20 protein-coding genes are annotated in these 19501 nt (G+C 67.3%); 9 read left to right on the top strand and 11 right to left on the bottom strand.

The features are described 5' to 3' along the window. Positions 1 to 83 precede the first annotated feature (83 nt). From AC07O0_RS15150 to AC07O0_RS15125, 6 genes are all read right to left on the bottom strand, one after another. Positions 84 to 221 carry a hypothetical protein gene (locus AC07O0_RS15150; protein ID WP_494624456.1) on the bottom strand — a complete coding sequence of 46 codons (138 nt, stop codon included), beginning with the start codon at positions 219 to 221 and terminating at the stop codon, positions 84 to 86. A gap of 9 nt (positions 222 to 230) precedes the next feature. Then, the gene (locus AC07O0_RS15145) at positions 231 to 563 is read right to left on the bottom strand and encodes an HPr family phosphocarrier protein (RefSeq protein ID WP_494624454.1); all 333 of its coding nucleotides are present in this window, start codon (positions 561 to 563) and stop codon (positions 231 to 233) included. 17 nt (positions 564 to 580) lie between these two features. Then, a complete protein-coding gene (locus AC07O0_RS15140) occupies positions 581 to 982 on the bottom strand; it encodes a PTS sugar transporter subunit IIA (RefSeq protein WP_454028929.1) in 402 nt (133 codons plus the stop codon). A 103-nt stretch (positions 983 to 1085) separates the two neighbouring features. Further along, entirely contained in the window at positions 1086 to 1538 is a 453-nt protein-coding gene (locus AC07O0_RS15135) for an HPr kinase/phosphorylase (protein WP_494624452.1), read from the bottom strand. After that, entirely contained in the window at positions 1535 to 3328 is a 1794-nt protein-coding gene (locus AC07O0_RS15130; protein WP_494624450.1) for a sensor histidine kinase, read from the bottom strand. The genes AC07O0_RS15135 and AC07O0_RS15130 overlap by 4 nt, the downstream gene beginning before the upstream one ends. A gap of 65 nt (positions 3329 to 3393) precedes the next feature. After that, a complete protein-coding gene (locus AC07O0_RS15125; protein ID WP_454028926.1) occupies positions 3394 to 4095 on the bottom strand; it encodes a response regulator transcription factor in 702 nt (233 codons plus the stop codon). Between the two features lie 149 nt (positions 4096 to 4244). Here AC07O0_RS15125 and AC07O0_RS15120 point away from each other — a divergent pair, with 149 nt between their 5' ends. The 3 genes from AC07O0_RS15120 (at position 4245) to AC07O0_RS15110 (ending at position 7859) form a co-directional block, all read left to right on the top strand. Then, positions 4245 to 4994, top strand: a complete 750-nt coding sequence (locus AC07O0_RS15120; RefSeq protein WP_494624448.1) for a HugZ family pyridoxamine 5'-phosphate oxidase — start codon at positions 4245 to 4247, stop codon at positions 4992 to 4994. Between the two features lie 208 nt (positions 4995 to 5202). Beyond that, a complete protein-coding gene (locus AC07O0_RS15115; RefSeq protein WP_494624446.1) occupies positions 5203 to 6813 on the top strand; it encodes a phosphoenolpyruvate carboxykinase in 1611 nt (536 codons plus the stop codon). Between the two features lie 35 nt (positions 6814 to 6848). Then, entirely contained in the window at positions 6849 to 7859 is a 1011-nt protein-coding gene (locus tag AC07O0_RS15110) for an Lnb N-terminal periplasmic domain-containing protein (protein ID WP_494624444.1), read from the top strand. Positions 7860 to 7863: 4 nt separating this feature from the next. On the opposite strand, the gene AC07O0_RS15105 is transcribed toward AC07O0_RS15110, so the two are convergent. After that, complete coding sequence (locus AC07O0_RS15105; protein ID WP_494624442.1) at positions 7864 to 8724, bottom strand: LysR family transcriptional regulator; 861 nt, start codon at positions 8722 to 8724, stop codon at positions 7864 to 7866. Between the two features lie 134 nt (positions 8725 to 8858). Between AC07O0_RS15105 and AC07O0_RS15100 the strand changes: the two genes are divergently transcribed. Beyond that, a complete protein-coding gene (locus AC07O0_RS15100) occupies positions 8859 to 10400 on the top strand; it encodes an MFS transporter (protein ID WP_494624440.1) in 1542 nt (513 codons plus the stop codon). Positions 10401 to 10410: 10 nt separating this feature from the next. On the opposite strand, the gene AC07O0_RS15095 is transcribed toward AC07O0_RS15100, so the two are convergent. Then, complete coding sequence (locus AC07O0_RS15095; RefSeq protein WP_494624438.1) at positions 10411 to 11151, bottom strand: M48 family metallopeptidase; 741 nt, start codon at positions 11149 to 11151, stop codon at positions 10411 to 10413. A 50-nt stretch (positions 11152 to 11201) separates the two neighbouring features. Further along, positions 11202 to 12503 carry a polyhydroxyalkanoate depolymerase gene (locus AC07O0_RS15090; RefSeq protein ID WP_494624436.1) on the bottom strand — a complete coding sequence of 434 codons (1302 nt, stop codon included), beginning with the start codon at positions 12501 to 12503 and terminating at the stop codon, positions 11202 to 11204. 217 nt (positions 12504 to 12720) lie between these two features. On the opposite strand from AC07O0_RS15090, the gene AC07O0_RS15085 reads away from it, so the two are divergent. The 3 genes from AC07O0_RS15085 to AC07O0_RS15075 all read left to right on the top strand — a co-directional run bounded on the left by AC07O0_RS15085 (position 12721) and on the right by AC07O0_RS15075 (position 15095). Next, positions 12721 to 14037, top strand: a complete 1317-nt coding sequence (locus AC07O0_RS15085; protein WP_494624434.1) for an ActS/PrrB/RegB family redox-sensitive histidine kinase — start codon at positions 12721 to 12723, stop codon at positions 14035 to 14037. 81 nt (positions 14038 to 14118) lie between these two features. Next, the gene (locus tag AC07O0_RS15080) at positions 14119 to 14688 is read left to right on the top strand and encodes an ActR/PrrA/RegA family redox response regulator transcription factor (protein WP_494624987.1); all 570 of its coding nucleotides are present in this window, start codon (positions 14119 to 14121) and stop codon (positions 14686 to 14688) included. After that, positions 14685 to 15095, top strand: a complete 411-nt coding sequence (locus tag AC07O0_RS15075) for a group III truncated hemoglobin (protein ID WP_494624432.1) — start codon at positions 14685 to 14687, stop codon at positions 15093 to 15095. The genes AC07O0_RS15080 and AC07O0_RS15075 overlap by 4 nt, the downstream gene beginning before the upstream one ends. On the opposite strand, the gene mmcB is transcribed toward AC07O0_RS15075, so the two are convergent. Then, positions 15092 to 15562 carry a DNA repair putative endonuclease MmcB gene (gene mmcB / locus AC07O0_RS15070; protein ID WP_494624430.1) on the bottom strand — a complete coding sequence of 157 codons (471 nt, stop codon included), beginning with the start codon at positions 15560 to 15562 and terminating at the stop codon, positions 15092 to 15094. The genes AC07O0_RS15075 and mmcB overlap by 4 nt on opposite strands. A 71-nt stretch (positions 15563 to 15633) precedes the next feature. Between mmcB and AC07O0_RS15065 the strand changes: the two genes are divergently transcribed. Next, positions 15634 to 16653: an MraY family glycosyltransferase gene (locus AC07O0_RS15065; RefSeq protein ID WP_494624428.1), complete on the top strand. Its 1020-nt coding sequence runs from the start codon at positions 15634 to 15636 to the stop codon at positions 16651 to 16653. Continuing rightward, positions 16650 to 17582, top strand: a complete 933-nt coding sequence (locus tag AC07O0_RS15060; protein WP_494624426.1) for an NAD-dependent epimerase/dehydratase family protein — start codon at positions 16650 to 16652, stop codon at positions 17580 to 17582. The genes AC07O0_RS15065 and AC07O0_RS15060 overlap by 4 nt, the downstream gene beginning before the upstream one ends. Here AC07O0_RS15060 and AC07O0_RS15055 read toward each other — a convergent pair. After that, positions 17503 to 19470, bottom strand: a complete 1968-nt coding sequence (locus AC07O0_RS15055) for an SDR family NAD(P)-dependent oxidoreductase (RefSeq protein ID WP_494624424.1) — start codon at positions 19468 to 19470, stop codon at positions 17503 to 17505. The two genes, AC07O0_RS15060 and AC07O0_RS15055, sit on opposite strands and share 80 nt — an antisense overlap. Positions 19471 to 19501: the final 31 nt, after the last annotated feature.

Here is a 19501-nt window from a genome sequence, read left to right as displayed (position 1 = left end):
AATGACGGCGCGCTCTCTAGCAGGGCCTCGGGGAGAAGGCAATCAAAGATATAAAGATGTCTTTATGTGCCACCGTATGTGACCTATTGCCGCCAGCGCCGCTCGCGCATGGCGCGCAAGGAAATCCGCCCTCTGAACAGCAGCACGAAAAAGCAGACCAGCATGGCCACGGAACCGATGGCTTTGACGAACGCCATCGATGCGACGACAGAAGCCCACACGTTGAGCGCCTATTCGCCCTCGCCGAACCGATCGGCGACGAGCGCGCCCAGCGCCTGCAGCGCTTCCTTCGCCTCCGTGCCCTTGGCGACGACGGTGATGGTCGAGCCGATACCGGCGCCCAGCGTCAGGATGCCCATGATCGAGGTCGCGCCGACCGTCTCGCCGCAGCGCGACACGGTGATATCGGCATCGAACTGGCTGGCACATTGCACGAATTTCGCCGTGGCGCGGGCGTGCAGGCCCTTCTTGTTGATGATCGGGAACTCGCCATAGACGGCGCCGGCCGGAATCTCGACCTCTGTGCAGTCGCAATCCTCGTCGCGAATCTCGTCTTCGCGCATGCCTTGCACGCCGAACCTCATTTGCCCGCAAGCACGCGGCTGGCCACCGTGATGTATTTCCGGCCCGCATCCTGCGCGCTGCTGACGGCTTCGTCGAGGGTCTTCTCCTCGCGCACGCTGGCGAGCTTGATCAGCATCGGCAGGTTGACGCCGGCGACGACGTCGATCCGGCCCGGTTCCATCACCGAGATGGCGAGATTGGAGGGCGTGCCGCCGAACATGTCGGTCAGGACGATGACGCCGCTGCCGTTCTCGACCTGCTCCACCGCCGCGATGATGTCGCGTCGGCGGCCCTCCATATCGTCATCGGGTGCGATGGCGATGGTGGCGAGGTTGGCTTGCGGGCCGACGACATGTTCGAGCGCGGCGCGGAATTCCGTCGCCAGGTGCCCATGCGTGACAAGCACGAGTCCGATCATTCAGTACCACCGGAGAGCGCCCATCGGCGCCCGGACAAGGTCGCGGTTTATGCGGCAGGTGCGAAAGATAGGCAAGGCTTGTCTCGAACTCCTCGAAACCAATTCACCCCGGACCGGCGAATAGCGCAAGCGCCGCAAGCACTAGACGTTCGTCGCCGGCCCTCGGAAACACGGATAATCGCGGCAGCGCGATCCCGGCGATGGTCTCGACCAGCGCCTCCGGCTCCGGCATGCGTTTGGGTTCGGCACCACAATCGACGACAAGTCGGACCACCGCGGCTGCGAGATGCGGTTCCGGCGTCAATCCGAGCCCGCGCCGCTCGACCAGCCCCTCGATCGGCGGTACCGGCGAAGCGAGGAGGCGGCCGGCCCGGACCGCGACTTCGGTCCGGTCATCGGCGATCAACCTGGCGAAGCGGCCCTGGAGCTGTGCCAGGCCGACCAATGCCAGCGCCAGGCTCGACTTGCCGGCGCCCGATGGACCGCGGATCAGGATTCCGGCCTCGCCGATCACGACGGCACTGGCATGCAGGCGCAGCGGGGACGGAGTGCTCATGCCGGCTGCACCGCTGCCGGCAGGCGCACGATGAAGCGGGCGCCGAGCCGCTTGTCCTCACCCTCAGACTGCTCGGATGCGTAGCGGTTCTCGGCCCGGATCGTGCCGCGATGGGCTTCGACGATCTGGCGCGAGATCGACAGGCCGAGCCCGGAATTCTGGCCGAAGCCGCTCTCCGGCCGGTCGGTGTAGAAGCGCTCGAAAATCCGCTCCAGCGCATGCGGCGGAATGCCCGGGCCGTCATCCTCGATGGTGATCAGCACGTCGCCGGCGACGCGCGAGAGCTTGACCCTGACCGGCTTGTCGGCTGGCGAGAAGGAGCGGGCATTCTCGATCAGGTTGACGAAGACCTGGCCGAGGCGGGAATCGTGGCCGAGCACCCGGAAGGGATCGGCGCCCGGGCGCTGGCCGCGCCGGTCGACCGAGAGCTCGACGATAGGCTGACCCTCGCGACCGATCTGGTTCTGGACCGAAACGACCGCCTCGACGAGCTGAGCGACGTCGAGCGGAGCAGCATCGTCACGGGCGAGTTCGGCATCGAGGCGCGAGGCGTCAGAGATATCGGTGATCAGCCGATCCAGCCGTTTCACATCATGGCGGATGACCGCGAGCAGGCGACCGCGCGACTCCTCGCTCTTGGCCAGCGGCAAGGTCTCGACCGCGCTGCGCAGCGAGGTCAGCGGGTTCTTCAATTCATGGGCGACGTCGGCGGCGAAGCGCTCGATCGCCTCCATGCGATTGTAGAGCGCCTGGGTCATCTCGCGGAACGAGCCGGAAAGGTGGCCGATCTCGTCATGGCGGCTGGAGAAATCCGGAATCTCCTCGCGCGCCTTGACGCCGCGGCGCACGCGCTGGGCCGCGTCGGCGAGCTTGCGGATCGGCTCGGCGATGGTGCCGGCGAGCAATACCGACAGGATGATCATCACGCCGGCGGCGACGGCGAAGACCTGGAAGATGGCGTAGCGTTCGGAGGCGATGACGGCGTCGATATCGCCGCCTTGCGTCGAGAGCAGCAGCGCCCCGCGTACGGCCCGGAAGCGCTGCACCGGCACCGCCACCGAGACGATGGTCTCGCCGCGGGTGTTGACCCGCACCACGCTCGCCGGCGAACCGGCCAGCGCCCGGGCGACCTCGGTATAGGACTTGCCGTTGGCGTTGGCGAAATCGTCATAGGCCGGCACGTCGGCGCGGCCGAGCCGGTTGCGGAACATGTTCCAGGTGCGCTCGAGCAATGGCGGCTCGTCGCTCTCGCCGATGCGCGGCAGATCGAGCCGCAGGATGTCGCCGCGCGAATAGAGATTGCGCGAATCGAGCGTCAGCATCCCGTCCCTGTCGTAGATGCGGGCGCGCGTCTTGGTCGGCGTCACCAGCCGGCGCAGCAGCGGGGCGACCTTCTCCGGGTTGATCGAGAAATCGAGCGGATCCTCGGCGATCGCGCCGCTCTCGCCCGCCTGCATCTGCAGGAGCTTGTCCGGATCGATCGCGATCGTGTCGGTTTCGACCGTGGCCGAGGCGGCGATGGCACCGGCGATGATCTCGCCCTGGGTCAGCAGGCTCTGCACCCGCGCCTCGATCAGGCCCTCGCGGAACTGGTTGAGGTAGAGGAAGCCGACGAGGAGCGCGACGAGGCCGGCGAGATTGAGAACGACGATGCGCCGGGTCAGGCTGGAGGCGGCCCGCCCGGAGACGGCGCGCAGCATGCGGCGGCCGAACAGGGCGGCGCGACGCCGCAGCGTCAGCCCCGGCCGCGGCCCGCTCGCGCGGGCCCCCTCCTGTTCGATCGTAGCCATGAGCGGCTCATACCCTGTCCCGGCGCTCACGCAAATGCCGTAGCGAGCCGCGCCGGGGACGCTTCTCAGGTCTCCTTGAAGCGGTAGCCGACGCCGTAGAGCGTCTCGATCATGTCGAACTCGACATCGACCTGGTTGAACTTCTTGCGCAGACGCTTGATGTGGCTGTCGATGGTGCGGTCGTCGACATAGACCTCGTCGTCATAGGCCGCATCCATCAGGGCGTTGCGGCTCTTGACCACGCCCGGACGCTGCGCCAGCGACTGCAGGATCAGGAACTCGGTGACGGTCAGCGTCACCGGCTCGCCCTTCCAGGTGCAGGTGTGACGCTCCGGATCCATCCGCAGCAGGCCGCGCTCCAGCGCCTTGGCGTCCTCGGTGCGGACGGTCGCGGTCGCGTCGCGCGCGCCGGCCCGGCGCAGGATCGCCTTGACCCGCTCGACCAGCAGGCGCTGCGAGAAGGGTTTGCGGATGAAGTCGTCGGCGCCCATCTTCAGGCCGAAGAGCTCGTCGATTTCCTCGTCCTTCGAGGTCAGGAAGATCACCGGCAGGTCCGACTTCTGGCGCAGGCGGCGCAGCAGCTCCATCCCGTCCATGCGCGGCATCTTGATGTCGAAGATGGCCAGGTCGGGCGGATTCTGCTTCAGCCCATCCAAAGCCGAGGCGCCATCCGTGTAGGTCTGGATGCGATAGCCCTCGGCCTCCAATGCGATCGAAACCGAGGTCAGGATGTTGCGGTCGTCGTCGACCAGCGCAATGGTTGGCATAAGCTTTTCCGGCTCTTTGTTTCTTGGCGTTGCAATCAACAGGGTCCACTCTCGCGCGAGAACGGCCAAAGCATGGCTGCAATCTAGCCAAGCCAAGGCGCTTTCGCTACGTCTCGCGTCAGAAAACCCTTAAGACGGCGAAAAGTGCCATGGCGAGCAATCCGATCAGGCCGACCGATGCCAGCGCACGCGGGCTCGCGCGCGGGTTGCTGCGCAGCGCGCGCTCCGGCTCCCTGGCGACGCTGACGCCGGAGGGGCACCCCTTCGCCAGCCTGACCAGCCTCGCGACCGACATCGACGGGACCCCGTTGATTCTGGTCTCCTCGCTGTCGGGGCACACCGGCAACCTCGTCGCCGATCCGCGCTGCTCGCTGCTGATCGCGCCCGGCGGCAAGGGCGACCCGCTCGCTCACGCGAGGATCACGCTGCTGGCCACGGCCGAAAAGGTCGAGCGCGAGACGGATTTCGGCCGGCGGGTGCGCCGGCGCTTCCTGGCGCGGCAGCCGAAAGCGTCCCTTTACGTCGATTTCCCCGATTTCTCCTTCTTCGCACTGAAACTGCAGCGCGCCAGCCTCAATGGCGGCTTCGGCCGCGCCTATGAGCTCGAGGCCGGCGACGTGCTCAGCGACTGCTCGCAGGCCGGAGCGCTGGTCGAGGCGGAGGAAGGCGCGGTCGCGCATATGAACGAGGACCATGCCGAGGCGATCAGGCTCTACGCCACCGGGCTGCTCGGCGGCGAGGAGGGTGCCTGGCGCCTCTCCGGCGTCGATCCCGACGGCGCTGACCTGATGCTCGGCGACAAGGCTCTGCGCCTGCCCTTCGACGAGCCGGTGACCACGCCGGACGCGCTGCGCAAGGCGCTGGTTTCGCTCGCCAGCAAGGCCCGCGAAGCGGCCTGAGCGCGGCGATTCACCACAGCTGAAAATTTAAACGATTTAAATCCACTCAGGTCATCCACCAGCTGCCCTCGTGACTTGAGCCGGCGTCATCATCCGCCTAAAGAGCCCTCCACTTCACCGGCCCATCGGGCCCATAGTGGGGTCCGCCCCGCTCCAATCACGACGCCGGCATCGCCTGGCGACGGCTTCTCGGCAGGAGGAATTGCCAGTGGAGACCATCGGTCACGTCAACCCGAACAGCGGCGCCGACAGCTTCGGCTTCCGCGGGCTCAAGGCGGTCTACTGGAACTTCGAGGCGGCGCGCCTCTATGAGGAATCGCTGCGGCGCGGCGAATCGCAGCTCGCCCGCGGGGGCGCGCTCTGCGCCGATACCGGCACCCATACCGGCCGCTCGCCCAAGGACAAGTTCGTCGTCAAGGACGCGCTGACCGAAAAGACTGTCTGGTGGGAGAACAACGGCGCGATCTCCTCGGAGCAGTTCGAGACCCTGCTCGCCGACTTCATCAAGCACGCCGAGGGCAAGGAGCTGTTCGCGCAGGATCTCTATGGCGGCGCCGATCCGGCGCACCGGGTCAAGGCGCGCGTCTTCACCGAATTCGCTTGGCACTCGCTCTTCATCCGCAACCTCTTGATCCGGCCCGAGGCCGGCGAGATCGCAGGTTACGTACCCGAACTGACGATCGTCGACCTGCCGAGCTTCAAGGCCGATCCGAAGCGCCATGGCTGCCGCAGCGAAACGGTGGTCGCGATCGATTTCTCGCGCAAGATCGTGCTGATCGGCGGTTCCGCCTATGCCGGCGAGATGAAGAAATCGGTCTTCACCTACCTGAACTACACGCTGCCGGCCAAGGGCGTGGTGCCGATGCACTGCTCGGCCAATGTCGGCTCCAAGGACGACCCGGCGATCTTCTTCGGCCTCTCCGGTACCGGTAAGACGACGCTCTCGGCCGACCCCGACCGCACCCTGATCGGCGACGATGAGCACGGCTGGTCGAAGGACGGCATCTTCAACTTCGAGGGCGGCTGCTACGCCAAGACGATCCGCCTCTCGGCCGAGGCCGAGCCGCAGATCTATGCGGCCTCGCAGCGCTTCGGCACGGTCCTCGAGAACATCGTGATGGATCCGATCTCGCGCGAGGTCGACTTCGATGACGAGACCAAGACCGAGAATACCCGCTCGGCCTATCCGCTCGACTTCATCCCGAACGCCTCGCGCTCGGGCCGTGCCGGCACGCCGAAGAACATCGTGATGCTGACCGCCGACGCCTTCGGCGTGATGCCGCCGATCGCCAAGCTGACCCCGGCCGAAGCGATGTACCATTTCCTCTCCGGCTACACCGCCAAGGTCGCCGGCACCGAACGCGGGCTCGTCGGTGTGCAGCCGGAGTTCTCGACCTGCTTCGGCTCGCCCTTCCTGCCGCGCCACCCGTCGGAATACGCCAACCTGCTGCGCGACTTCATCGCCAAGCACCATGTCGACTGCTGGCTGGTGAACACCGGCTGGACCGGCGGCGGCTACGGCACCGGCCGGCGCATGCCGATCCGCGTCACCCGGCGTCTGCTGACGGCAGCGCTCGACGGCTCGCTCAATCGCGCCGATTTCCGCCGGGATCCTTATTTCGGTTTCGCCGTTCCCACTTCGGTGCCCGGCGTCGAGCCCCATATCCTCTATCCCGTCAAGACTTGGGCTGACAAAGCCGCTTTCGCCGACACCGCCAAGAAGCTGATCGGCATGTTCGCCGAGAACTTCGCGAAGTTCGAGCCGCATGTCGACGACGCCGTGAAGGCCGCCGCGCCGACGAGTTCGCTGGCAGCTTGAGCGAACAGCACAGCATCATGTTATGAGAGGCGGCGATGAGCCGCCTCTTTTTCGTTCTCCTGCAGATTCTGCTGACGCTTGCGCTTCTTGGCACGGCCGCCTGGGGGGTCGGGCTTCTGATCTTCCGTCTGCCCGGTGCGATCGGAATCGCCGCCGCGATCGGCTTCGGCCTTGCCGGGCTCGCCGGCGCCATCGGCATCTGGACCGGCGCGCCGCGCCTGCCGCTCGCTTTCGCCGTGCTCTTCGTCGGCCTCATCGGCTGGTGGGCCGGCCTCAAGCCGTCGCATGAGCGCAACTGGATCCCTGAATTGGCGCGCCTGCCGCAGATGAATGTGGCCGACGGGCGTCTGACGGTGACCAATCTGCGCCATTTCACCTGGCGGACGGAGAGCGACTACGACCAGCGCTGGGAAACCCGCAGCTACGACCTGTCGCGCATTCAGGGCGCCGATCTCTTCCTGTCCTACTGGTCGGGCGAGGCGATCGCGCATCTGCTGATCAGCTTCCCCTTCGAAGGCAGCGAGCCGCTGACGATCTCGATCGAGATCAGGCGCGAGCAGGGCGAGGAGTGGTCGGCGCTGGCCGGTTTCTTCCGCAATTACGAGATGGCCTATGTCGCCGCCGACGAGCGCGACCTGATCGGCCTGCGGACCCAGGCGCGCGGCGAGGACACCCGCCTGTTCCGGCTCAACGCCTCGCCAGCGCAGGCGCGCGACCTGCTGCTCGCCTACGCCAAGGACATCAACCGGCTGGCGCAGGAGCCGCGCTGGTACAACACGCTGACGACGAACTGCACCACCGTGGTCTACCATCTCGTCGGCCAGGTCGCGCCCGGCTGGAAATTCTCGCTGCCCCTCGACCCGCGCGTGCTGCTCTCAGGCTATCTGCCCGGCTATCTCCGCGACATCGGCTCGGTACGGCAGGACATGCCGCTCGACGAGCTGGTGAGGCTGAGTCACATCGGCGAGAAGGCGCGCAGCCTCAAGCCCGACAGCCCGGAGTTCTCGCGCGTCATCCGCGAGGGCGTGCCGACCGCGCGGAAATAAGCGCTCACCTTAAGCAAACGATCGGCCGATGCTCCCGAAATGCTGCCGCGAGGGTGCGTAGGGCCGCGCGCGACCGGGCGTCGGTCAAGGTCGAGACCATGACGATCTCCGAGGTCGGCAGATTCGGCAGGCCGAAGCGGCGGCTGACCTCGACGGTGCCGGCGGGCGCAAGCCGGCAGGAGAAGGCCGAGACGGCAAGGCCGGCGGCAACCGCCGCATCGACCGCGATCGAACCGCCGCCGATGAAGACCTCGACCCAGGGGATGCCGGCGGCATCGAGCGCCTTGGTCGCGATGTCGCGTACGCCACAGGTCGACGAGAGCGTCGCGAGCCGTAGCGGCTCGCCCTGGCGGTATTCAAAGCCTGGCGCTGCGAACCAGCCGAACAGCTCCGGCGCCAGCACCTCGGCCGGACGGCGATCATCGTCGCGGCGGACGATCGCCGCATCGAGCTCGCCCTTGTCGAACGCCTCGAGCAAGACGCGGGAATGACCGAGCTGCACCTCGATCATCAGGCCGGGGTCGTGCGCATTGAGCCGCGCCAGCAGCGTCGGCACCTCCGGCCCGAAGACATGCGCGGCGATGCCGAGACAGAAGCGGCGGTGCGCATTGCTGAGCGCCGACAACGCGCGATCATGCGCGGCGAGGAAGGCGCGGGCTTCGTCGAGGAACACCGCCCCCTGTGCGGATAGGCGCACGAGCCGCGGCGTCCGTTCGATCAGGCGGTGACCGAGCCGCTCCTCCAGCCGCTTCAGCCGGAGACTGACAGCCGCCTGATGGCTGCCCAGCGCCGTGGCGGCGCGGGTGAAACTGCGCTGCTCCGCAATCGCGACAAAGGCTCTGACGGCATCGACATCGAGTGACATGGCGACAGCCATATCAAATCATCATCGCTGAAATAGCAATGCATTCGGTTCTGTTGTTGCTGAGCGCCCGCTAGCTTGCCCGCGACTCGCCGCGGGGCCGCTTGCGCGCTCGCCGACAGGAAAGACCCGACATTATGGACATCACCCAAACGCTACCAGCGCCGCGCTCGCGCGGCATGCCGGCCCTCATTGCCGCCTGCCTGACGGCGCTGATGTTCGGCCTCGAGATCTCCAGCGTGCCGGCGATCCTGCCGACGCTCGAAAAGGCGCTGCCGGCCAGTTTCAAGGAGATGCAGTGGATCATGAACGCCTACACCATCGCGGTGACGGGCGTGCTGATGGCGGCGGGCACATTGGCGGATCGCTACGGCCGCAAGCGGGTCTTCCTGATCGCAATCATGGCCTTTGCTGTCGCTTCGCTGGCCTGCGGCCTGGCGCCCAACGCAACGGTGCTCGTCGTCGCCCGCATATTTCAAGGCCTGAGTGGCGGGGCAGGTCTTATCTGCAGTGTCGCCATCCTGTCACAGCAGTTTCGCGAGCCGGCCGAACGGGCGATGGCCTTCAGCGTCTGGGGGGTCGTCTTCGGCATCGGCCTCGGCTTCGGGCCGATCATCGGCAGCGCCATCGTTGCGGTCTCGGGCTGGCAGTGGGTCTTCCTCGTCCATACGCCAATCGCTGTCGGAACGGCGCTTCTGGCGCTGGCTTCGATCCGGGAATCACGTGACCCTGACGCGGAGCGCCTCGATATCGGCGGCATCGCGACCTTGTCGCTGTCGGTGTTCTGCCTGGCTTACTTCATCACGCAGGGCCCGGAGCTCGGCCTCACCAGTCCGCAGGCCCTGGCCGTCCTCGGCTTCGCGGCGGCGAGCTTCGTCGCCTTCCTGTTCATCGAGCGAGCTGTCAGCCGCCCGATGATCGACGTCTCGGTCTTCAAGATCCGCGCCTTCTCCGGCGCCATCATCGGCGCGGCCGCGATGAATGTCAGCTATTGGCCGTTCATGATCTACTTGCCGATCTGGTTCGAGGCCGGGCTCGGCTATGACGGCCTCACTGCGGGGCTGGTGTTGCTCGCCTATACGCTGCCCACTTTGGTCGTGCCGCCGCTGGCCGAGCAGCTGGCCCGGCGCTACCGGGCCGGCATCGTCATCCCGGCCGGGCTCTTCACCATCGGCCTCGGCTTCATCGCGATGAAGCTCGGTACCTCCGTCACCTCTCCGAGCTGGCTGACCATGCTGCCGGGCTGCCTGCTCTCCGGCATCGGCATCGGCCTCGCCAACACACCGGTCACCAACACCTCGACCGCTGCCGTGCCGGCCGAACGCGCCGGTATGGCCTCGGGCATCGATCTCAGCGCACGGATGATCTCGCTCGCCATCAATATCGCGCTGATGGGCTTCATCCTCGTCGAAAGCGTGCGCGCTTCGCTCGCGACCAGGCTCGCAGCCAGCATCGATGCGGCGACATTGCGCGGTCTGGCGGAGAAGGTAGCAGCCGGAGCGCCGGTCTCTCCCGAGACGGGGCTCACGGCAGCGCTGGCGCGTCAGGCGCTCGCTGACGGCTTCGGGGCGGTCATGCTCTATGGCGGGATCGGCGTCTGGCTGCTCGCGGCGGCGAGCTTCGTGGTCTTCGCGCGGGCCTCAGCGTCAAAGGGCGCGGTGCCCTGCCAGGCGCAATGACGGCAGGCGATCAGCCATAGCCGTGCAGGCTCGCACCATGGCGCTTGAGCCAGGCCTCCGCCTCGTCGGTGCGCGGGCAGAGCTTGTGAGTCAGCGCCCAGAAGCGGTGCGAATGGTTCATCTCCTTGAGGTGCGCGACCTCATGAGCGGCGAGATAGTCGAGCACCAGCGCCGGCGCGAGGATCAGGCGCCAGGAGAAGCTGAGATGGCCCTTCGAGGAGCATGAGCCCCAGCGGCTGGTCGTGTCGCGCAGCGTGATCTTGCGGGCGGGGATGCCGAGTACGGCAGTATGCGTGCGCACCGATTTCTCGAGATCGGCCAGGGCTTCGCGGCGCAGGAAGTCCTTGACCCGGCGCGCGACATGGGCCGCCTCGCCGCAGACCGCGATGATCGGCTCGCCCTCGGTCGAGACCGTTGCCCGGGTCAGCCCGCGCACCTTGGTCCAGTGCACGATGCGGTGCGGCACGCCGCGCAACGGCACGACGGCTCCGGCCTCGAAAGCCACGCCTTGCGGGCGCTTGGCGAGGCGCGCCGCGATCCAGCCGCCATGATTCTCGGCGAAGATGCGGCCGGTCGCGAAGTCGACGCGTTCAGGCAGCGTCAGCGTGATCTCGCCGGTCGCCTGCGAGACGCGCAGCGTCAGTCGGCGCGCCGTCGAGCGCCGCCTGACGGTGACCGGATAGAGCGTGCCGGCATGTGCCACCTCGATCCGGTCGGGATCGGGCTTGCGCCTGAACAGGGAGAACCGCATCCCGGCGATTGTGCGGGATTCGCGGCGGAAGCGGAAGGGGCGGCCCTAGCTCAGCCCGCGACCTTCAGCGCCTTGCGCGCCGTCTCGGCGGTCTCGTTGCGGCGATCCTTGGCCGCCTTCATGTCGAGGGTGAGCATGAAATCGGCGATGCGCGGCGCGATCTCCGAGCGGAAACGCGAGCCGTTGAAGACGCCGTAATGGCCGACACCCTTCTGCAGGTACTCGACCCGCATGTCGGCAGGGATGTTGACGCACAGATCATGCGCCGCCTTGGTCTGGCCGACGCCGGAGATGTCGTCGTTTTCGCCCTCGACCGTCATCAGCGCGACGCCGCGGATCGCCTTGAGATCGACCGGCTTGCCGCGATGCATCATCTCGCCCTTGGGCAGGGCGTGCTTGACGAAGACGGTGTCGACCGTCTGCAGGTAGAACTCGGCGGTCAGGTCCATGACGGCGAGATATTCGTCATAGAAGTCGCGGTGCTTCTCGGCCGAATCGCCGTCGCCTTCGATGAGATGCTTGTACATGTCGTAATGGGCAGTGAGATGGCGATCGAAATTCATCGCCATGAAGCCGGAGAGCTGCATGAAGCCCGGATAGACCTCGCGGAAGGCGCCGAGATGCGGGAACGGCACGCGGGTGATGCAGTTGCGGCGGAACCAGTCGGTGCCACGCTCCATGGCGAGCTGGTTGACCGCGGTCGGCGAGCGGCGCGTGTCGATCGGCCCGCCCATCAGCGTCATCGAGCGCGGTGAAGCCGGATCGCCCTCGGCCTCCATGCGCGCGATCGCGGCGAGTACCGGCACGGAAGGCTGGCAGACGGCCATGACATGCGTGTCGGGGCCGAGCTTCTGCAGCATGGCGATGACGTAGTCGATATAGTCGTCGAGATCGAAGCTGCCAGCGGCGAGCGGCACCAGACGGGCGTCGATCCAGTCGGTGATGTAGACCTCATGATCGGGCAGGAAAGCTTCGACCGTGCCGCGCAGCAGCGTGGCGTAGTGGCCCGACATCGGCGCGACCAGCAGCACCTTGGGCTGCGGCTTGCGGCGCCCTTCGATCTTACGGTCGAAATAGATCAAATTGCAGAAGGGGCGCTGCCAGACGATTCGCTCCTCGACTGCGACGGTGACGCCGTTCATCGTGGTGGTATCGAGGCCGAAGGCCGGCTTGCCGTAACGGCGCGTGGTGCGCTCGAACAATTCGCAGGAGGCGGCGATCGAGCGCCCGAACGGGGTATAGGTCAGCGGATTCGCCGGGTTCTTGAAGGCGAGCTGCATCGCGTCGGACATGGCCCGCGCCGGGCTGACCATCATATGAACCGCCTCATAGGCGTGGTAGGCGAACGACATGGCGGCCCTTTCGCTCTTTCGCAGCGCCGCATCCCACGATGCAGCGCAACAAGGGAACGCAGCCTAAGTATAATTTGTTCTCATTCAATCGTTCAAAGGGCTAAGATTTCCTTGTGATGCCGATTAGCCACAGCTTCTTACTCCCCATTCGCCAGGCGCTTTGCGAAGATTGCGCGCCGTGACGATCACCGACCTCCTCCCATCCGCTCCCGGAGGCATGCCGCGGCATTTGCGGCTCGACACGCTGGTGCGTTTGCGCTGGCTGGCAATCGCCGGCCAGAGCGTCGCCGTCGCCGGCGTCCATTTCGGCCTCGGCTTCTCGCTGCCCTTCGGCTGGTGCTTCCTCGCTATCGCGGTCTCGGCTTGGCTCAACATCGCCCTACGCATCCGCTTTCCGCTCAGCCACCGCCTACGCGAAGGCGCAGCGACCGCGCTGCTCGGCTTCGACATCCTCCAGCTCGCGGCGCTGCTCTATCTTACCGGCGGCCTGCAGAACCCGTTCGCGATCCTGTTCCTGGCGCCGGTGATGATCTCGGCGACGGCACTGCCGCCGCGGCATACGCTGGCGCTGGGCCTCCTCGCTGCGGGACTGGCAACGCTGCTGGTGTTCGTGCACTGGCCCCTGCCCTGGGCCGGGAGCGAGCGGCCGGTTCTCCCGCCGCAATATCAGGTCGGCAACTGGATCGCGCTGCTGCTCGGGCTCGGCTTCACCGGCATCTATGCCTGGCGCGTCGCCAAGGAGGCGCGCGATCTCTCGGAGGCGCTGGCCGCGACCGAGCTGGTGCTGGCGCGCGAGCAGCATCTCTCGCAGCTCGATGGCCTCGCAGCCGCGGCCGCACACGAGCTCGGCACGCCGCTCGCAACGATCGCGCTGGTCGCCCGCGAGCTCTCGCGGCTCGCGCCGGCCGAGGGCGAGATGGCGGAGGACATCACGCTGCTGCGCGAGCAGGTCGAGCGCTGCCGCGGCATCCTCGGCAAGCTCGCCTCGCTGCAGGACGACGATGCCGGCCCACTCGACCAGCTTTCGCTCAGCCTGCTGATCGAGGAAGCAGCCGGTCCGCAGCGGCCCTTCGGCGTGCCCTTCGAGATCGCGCTCACCGGCGAGAAGCCCGAACCGGTCTGCCGGCGCAATCCCGGCATGATCTACGGGCTGGGCAACATCGTCGACAACGCCGTCGATTTCGCCGGCTCCAAGGTGACGATCACGGCGCAATGGACCGAAGGCGCCGTTGTCCTGACCATCGCCGATGACGGACCTGGCTTCCCGCCGGAGGTGCTGTTGCGGGCGGGGGATCCCTATCTTTCGCGCTCGCATGCCAAGGAATCGCGCGCCGGTGGCGGTCTCGGCCTCGGCCTGTTCATCGCCAAGACATTGCTGGAGCGCAGCGGCGCGACGCTGGAATTCTCCAACTTGCCGCTGCCGGCGACCGGCGCCAGCATCCGCATCACCTGGCTGCGCGCCGTCTTCGAGCGCGACGATCGCCCTGCCGGACCTTCAAACCCGGAGCTTTTGGCCCCATATGCGACAGAATGAGGCGTTGCGGCGTTTCAGCGCGTCGCGCAATCGATAGAACGGATGTTGAGCCGGGCCACCGCCCGGCAGGAGATGATGGCGATGGACACGGCGCCGAATACAGGCGAGCTCACCGACACTGCCGGCAGGGACATGTCGCTCCTGCTCGTCGACGACGATAAGCCGTTCCTGACCCGCCTCGCCCGCGCCATGGAAGGACGGGGATATTCGGTGCGGATCGCCGAGTCGGTGCAGGCCGGCCTTGCCGCAGTCGAGGAGGCAGCCCCGGCCTTCGCCGTGATCGACCTGCGTCTTGGCGACGGCAACGGGCTCGACGTGATCGCCCGCCTCAAGGAGAAGCGGCCGGATGCACGAGGCGTCGTCCTCACCGGCTATGGCAATATCGCGACCGCGGTGAGCGCCGTGAAGCTCGGCGCCTTCGACTTCCTGGCCAAGCCGGCCGATGCCGACGAGATCCATTCGGCCTTGGCCGCCGGGCCCAATGCCCGCCCAGTGCCGCCGGAGAACCCGATGTCGGCCGATCGCGTCCGCTGGGAGCACATCCAGCGCGTCTACGAACTGTGCAGCCGCAATGTCTCGGAGACGGCGCGTCGGCTCGGCATGCATCGCCGCACCTTGCAGCGCATCCTCGCCAAGCGCGCCCCACGATGAGCGGAGAGCCGCTCCCCGAGCGGATCACCGAAGAGCTGATCGCGGAGCTGGTCGACACCTTCTACGGCCGCGTTCGCCGGGACCCGCTGATTGGCCCGATCTTTCTCGCCAAGCTCGGCGACGATTGGGACGTGCATCTGGTCAAGCTGCGCGATTTCTGGTCGTCGGTGACGCTGACGAGCGGGCGCTATCGCGGCAAGCCGCAGCAGGTCCACATGCCGCTCCCGCTCGAGATGCAGCATTTCGAGCGCTGGCTGTCGCTGTTCGAGGCGACGGTGTCCGAGCTCTGCACCGGCCCGGCCGAATTCCTGTTCATCGACCGCGCCCGTCGCATTGCCGACAGCCTGCAGATCAGCCTGAACATCGGCCAGAAGGCGCTCGACCTGCCGCAGCGGGCGGTGGGTTAGGTTCTGGGATCCTCCAGCAGCGCGAGGCGCCCGGCCGCCAGCCTGGCGAAGGCGATGGTCAGCATTTTTCGGCGCGCCGGTGCCAATTGATGGCGCGGCGGCTCGCGCAGCATCTCGCCGCCGAAGGCATCGGCGACGATCAAGCCGACATCCTCGGGCAGGATCTCCAGCGGGAATTCGGGCGCGACCGCAAAGAGGAAGCCGTCACAGTAGTCGCGGTAGTCAGGCCATTTGCCGTCGACCCGGTAGTCCTCGATCCCCGACTTGACCTCGACGACCAGCAATTCGCCCGAGGGCGAGAGCGCGACGATGTCGCCGCGCCTGCCATTGGCGAAGGTCATCTCCTTGACGATGGCATAGCCGCGCTCGCGCAGATGGCGCGAGGCGCCGCGACAGACGGCACGGGTGATCTCCGGACGCGCGGGGGGCGGATTGAGGACGGAATCGGCAACGGCCATGCCCGTCATGTTCTGCTTTTGTGCTTGGCGATGCAAGTGCCACTTGCGGTGAGGGCCGGTATGGCTATGGTCCGCCCGCCTTGGAACGCTTCGCCCCTATCCTGCTGATCGCGCTCGCTGCCGGCCTCGCCTTCGGGCTGTGCCTGGCCTTGCGCCCCCTGATGATGCGCTATGCGCTGGCGCGGCCGAATGCCCGTTCCAGCCATCGCACGCCGACGCCGCAGGGTGGCGGCATCGCGGTGTTCGCCGGCGCCTTCCTGGCGCTGGGGCTCGCACTGGTCTTCATCCCTATGGATGCGGACGCCAGACAGGGCCTCATCCTGGTGATGGCGGCGTCCGCCTTGCTCGCCCTGGTCGGCGCCTGGGACGATATCAGGCCGCTCTCGCCGGCCTTGCGCCTGCCGCTGCAATTCCTCTGCGTTGGCATCGTCATCTTCTACGCCGCGCCGGAGATGCGCCTGCTGCCGGAGACGCTGCCGCTCTGGGCCGAGCGTGGCCTCGCGCTGATCGCCGGCGCCTGGTTCGTCAACCTCGTCAACTTCATGGACGGGATCGACTGGATCACGCTCGCCGGGCTGGTGCCGCTGACCGGCGCGATCGTGCTGGCCGGCGCCAACAGCATCGTCGATCCCGCCACCGGCTTTCTCGCCGCGGCACTGCTCGGCGGGCTTCTCGGCTTCGCACCGTTCAACAAGCCGGTCGCACGCATCTTCCTTGGCGATGTCGGCTCGCTGCCGCTCGGCCTGCTCGGAGCCTATCTGCTGTATCGCCTCGCCGGCAGTGGTGCGCTGACCGCGGCGCTGATCCTGCCGCTCTACCACGTCATGGACTCGACGATCACGCTGCTGCGCCGCCTGGCGCGCGGCGAGAAGGTCTGGCAGGCGCATCGCTCGCATTTCTACCAGCAGGCGACCGATAACGGCCTCAAGGTCATCGACATCGTCACGCAGATCGCCTTGCTCAACCTTGGCCTGGTCGGGCTCGCGGCGGTCAGCATCGCCGTGCCGGGGCTCTGGGCGCAATTTGCCTGCCTGCTGGCGGCGCTGGCGCTGACCTGCGCCCTGCTGCGCCGCTTCTCGCGCCAGCGGGCGCAGCCGTGAGCGGTGAGCGGGTCCTGCTCACCGGCGCGACCGGTTTCGTCGGTGGGCATCTGCTGCACGATCTCGCCGCTCGCGGCTATCAGTTGCGGACTGCGGGCCGCAGCGCGGTGCCTCCCGTTCCCGGCGTCGAGCATGCCACCATCGGCGATCTCGGCGCCCCGATCGACTGGCAGCCCATACTCGACGGCATCGATCTCATCGTCCACAGCGCCGGGCTCGCCCATGCCGACGGCGACATCCCCGAAGAGCGCTACCGGGCCGTCAACACCAATGCGACGCTGGCGCTGGCACGGGCTGCGCAGGCGGCGGGCGTCCGGCGCTTCCTCTTCCTGTCCTCGATCCGGGCACAGAGCGGTCCAATCAGCGGCCGACCTCTCAGCGAGACCGATCCGCCGGCCCCGACCGACGCCTATGGCCGCTCCAAATTGGCAGCAGAGCAAGGACTCGCCGGACTCGATCTCGACTGGGTCGCCCTGCGGCCGGTGCTGGTCTACGGGCCGGGCGTAAAAGCCAATATGGCGGCGCTGCTGAAGCTTGCGCGGCTGCCCCTGCCACTACCGCTCGGCGAACTCTCCGCGAAGCGCTCGCTGCTCGCGATCGAGAACCTCGCGGAGGCGGTCGCCTTCGCGTTGACGCAAGCCTGCCCGGCACGGCGCAGCTACATCGTCGCCGATCCGGAGCCCCTCTCGGTCGCGCAGATGCTCGCCGCGATGCGCGCCGGCCTCGGGCGCGGGCCGGGCCTGATCCCGGTCCCGTCGTCCCTGCTCGCGCTTGTGGCGCGGATCGCGGGACGCCAGGGCGCCTATGAGCGTCTGGCGAGTGGACTGGTCGCCTCGCCGGCCGCCCTGATCAGCGCGGGCTGGCGACCACCTGCGGAGACGCAGGCTGCGCTGGCGCGGCTGGCGGCGAACCCGCCTGACGACGGCTGAAATCGGGGATCGCCGCCTCGAGCACCGCCTCGGCGCCGAGGCGGTCCTGCGCCGCCAGCGCCCGCTCGAGCTCGTCGAGCCAACCCCGCATGCGGGCGCGGCCGGCGAAGATGGGCTTGGCCGCCATCACGCCGTCGAGCCCGGTCTCGGCCATCGGCTCGTCCTTGGCGAAGAGGATCTCGTTCAGGCGCTCGCCCGGCCTGACGCCGGTCACGGCGATCTCGATGTCGACGCCTGGCTCATAGCCAGCGAGGCGAATCATGCGCTCAGCGAGGTCGATGATCTTGAGCGGCTGGCCCATCTTCAGCACGTAGACGGCGGCACGCTCGTCCTGGGCCTCGTGCTCTGGTGCATGCGAGGCCGAGGTCAGCACGAGGTCGCAGGCCTCGCGGATGGTCATGAAGTAGCGGATCATGTCGGGGCTGGTCACGGTGACCGGGCCGCCACGCTCGATCTGCGCCTTGAACTTCGGCACCACCGAGCCGACCGAGCCGAGCACATTGCCGAAGCGGACCGCGACGAGCCGCATGCCACGATTGCCGGCGGCGAATTCGGCGTCGCGGGCCTGGGCATACATCTCGGCGAAGCGCTTGGTCGCGCCCAGCATCGAGACCGGCTCGATCGCCTTGTCGGTCGAGATCATCACGAAGATGCCGGCGCCGGCGGCGACCGCCGCCTCGACGGCCACGACAGAGCCGAAGATGTTGGTCTTGATGCCCTCGCCCCAATCGGCTTCGAGATAGGGCACGTGCTTCAGCGCGGCGGCATGGATGACGATGTCGGGCGCGAAGGCCTTGAACAGCGGGCCGAGGCGCGCCTCGTCGCGGACATCGGCGAGCGCGCCGGTGATCCGCATCGGCAGGTCCTGGGCCGCCAGCGCTTCGGTGACGTGGAACAGCGCCGGTTCGGAGTTCTCGACGACGAGCAGTTCGGCAGCACCGAAGGCGGCACAGCGCAGGCAGATCTCGGAGCCGATCGAGCCACCGCCGCCGGTGACGATCACGCGTTTGCCCTTGAGGAAGCCCTCGAGCCGCGCACGGTCGATCTTGACCGAGGGGCGCACCAGGAGGTCCTCGATCTCGAGCGGCGCCAACTCGCTGCCACGCATGCCCTCGCCGAGCGTATCGAGGCGCGAGATCGGGATGGCGAGCTTGCGGGTCTGGGCGAGCCATTTGTCCGGCTCGGCCTCTGGTGCCAGCGCGCTCGGGGTCGCGACGATGCGGCGGAACGATTCGCCACGCCCATCGGCATCGCTCGCGATCGTCTCGATCTGCGAGAGCAGGCCGAGCACCGGGACGCCCCGGATGGACTGGCCGAGATCGTCCGGGCGCGGCGTCAGGATGCCGGCGGGGCGCATCTTGCCCATCGCGCCCGATTCCATGGCGCGGATCACCATCTCGATGTCGGTGCCGCGGCCGAGCAGCAGGGCCGGCAGCGTCGCCTCGCGCGAGGCCTGATGCTTGGAACGGGAGTACTTGAAATAGCGATAGGCCAGGCGCGGACCGCCGAGCAGCGCGATCTGCACCAGCCAATAAAGAACCAGCGTGATCTTGCCGAAGAAGAAGTAGCCGTAGAGGTTCGGCGAGACCAGCACGTAGTCGACGACCAGCAAGGTCAGCGTCAGGACCGTCACCGCCCGGACGATGTTCGACAGGTCCGGCAGCGAGGCGAAGCGCCATTTCGAGCGATAGAGCTGGAAGAACCAGTAGACCGCGCCGGCATAGGCGACGAGAAAGGGCAGGATCGACGGCAATTGCCGCATCCGCTCGTCGAACAGCCAGCCATCGAAGCGCACGGCGAAGACGAAAATGATCGCGAGTGCGGTCATCGCCAGGTCATGGACGACGACGGCGAGCTTCTTGGCGCTCTGTTTGGAGAGATTCAGCATGCGCGGCGGGGTATCCCGCTCCGCCAGCGCC

The sequence above is a fragment of the Allobosea sp. GW821-FHT10B12 genome (assembly GCF_059415545.1).
This window is presented reverse-complemented; position numbering and strand designations above follow the sequence as displayed.

Coding starts and splice junctions, on each gene's coding strand:
- AC07O0_RS15125 (WP_454028926.1), bottom strand. CDS start 4,095: ATGCCAACCATTGCGCTGGTCGACGACGACCGCAACATCCTGACCTCG.
- AC07O0_RS15100 (WP_494624440.1), top strand. CDS start 8,859: ATGGACATCACCCAAACGCTACCAGCGCCGCGCTCGCGCGGCATGCCG.
- AC07O0_RS15055 (WP_494624424.1), bottom strand. CDS start 19,470: ATGCTGAATCTCTCCAAACAGAGCGCCAAGAAGCTCGCCGTCGTCGTC.
- AC07O0_RS15080 (WP_494624987.1), top strand. CDS start 14,119: ATGGACACGGCGCCGAATACAGGCGAGCTCACCGACACTGCCGGCAGG.
- AC07O0_RS15095 (WP_494624438.1), bottom strand. CDS start 11,151: ATGCGGTTCTCCCTGTTCAGGCGCAAGCCCGATCCCGACCGGATCGAG.
- mmcB (WP_494624430.1), bottom strand. CDS start 15,562: ATGACGGGCATGGCCGTTGCCGATTCCGTCCTCAATCCGCCCCCCGCG.
- AC07O0_RS15140 (WP_454028929.1), bottom strand. CDS start 982: ATGATCGGACTCGTGCTTGTCACGCATGGGCACCTGGCGACGGAATTC.
- AC07O0_RS15135 (WP_494624452.1), bottom strand. CDS start 1,538: ATGAGCACTCCGTCCCCGCTGCGCCTGCATGCCAGTGCCGTCGTGATC.
- AC07O0_RS15085 (WP_494624434.1), top strand. CDS start 12,721: ATGCCGCGGCATTTGCGGCTCGACACGCTGGTGCGTTTGCGCTGGCTG.
- AC07O0_RS15110 (WP_494624444.1), top strand. CDS start 6,849: ATGAGCCGCCTCTTTTTCGTTCTCCTGCAGATTCTGCTGACGCTTGCG.
- AC07O0_RS15120 (WP_494624448.1), top strand. CDS start 4,245: ATGGCGAGCAATCCGATCAGGCCGACCGATGCCAGCGCACGCGGGCTC.
- AC07O0_RS15130 (WP_494624450.1), bottom strand. CDS start 3,328: ATGGCTACGATCGAACAGGAGGGGGCCCGCGCGAGCGGGCCGCGGCCG.
- AC07O0_RS15145 (WP_494624454.1), bottom strand. CDS start 563: ATGCGCGAAGACGAGATTCGCGACGAGGATTGCGACTGCACAGAGGTC.
- AC07O0_RS15075 (WP_494624432.1), top strand. CDS start 14,685: ATGAGCGGAGAGCCGCTCCCCGAGCGGATCACCGAAGAGCTGATCGCG.
- AC07O0_RS15090 (WP_494624436.1), bottom strand. CDS start 12,503: ATGTCGTTCGCCTACCACGCCTATGAGGCGGTTCATATGATGGTCAGC.
- AC07O0_RS15105 (WP_494624442.1), bottom strand. CDS start 8,724: ATGTCACTCGATGTCGATGCCGTCAGAGCCTTTGTCGCGATTGCGGAG.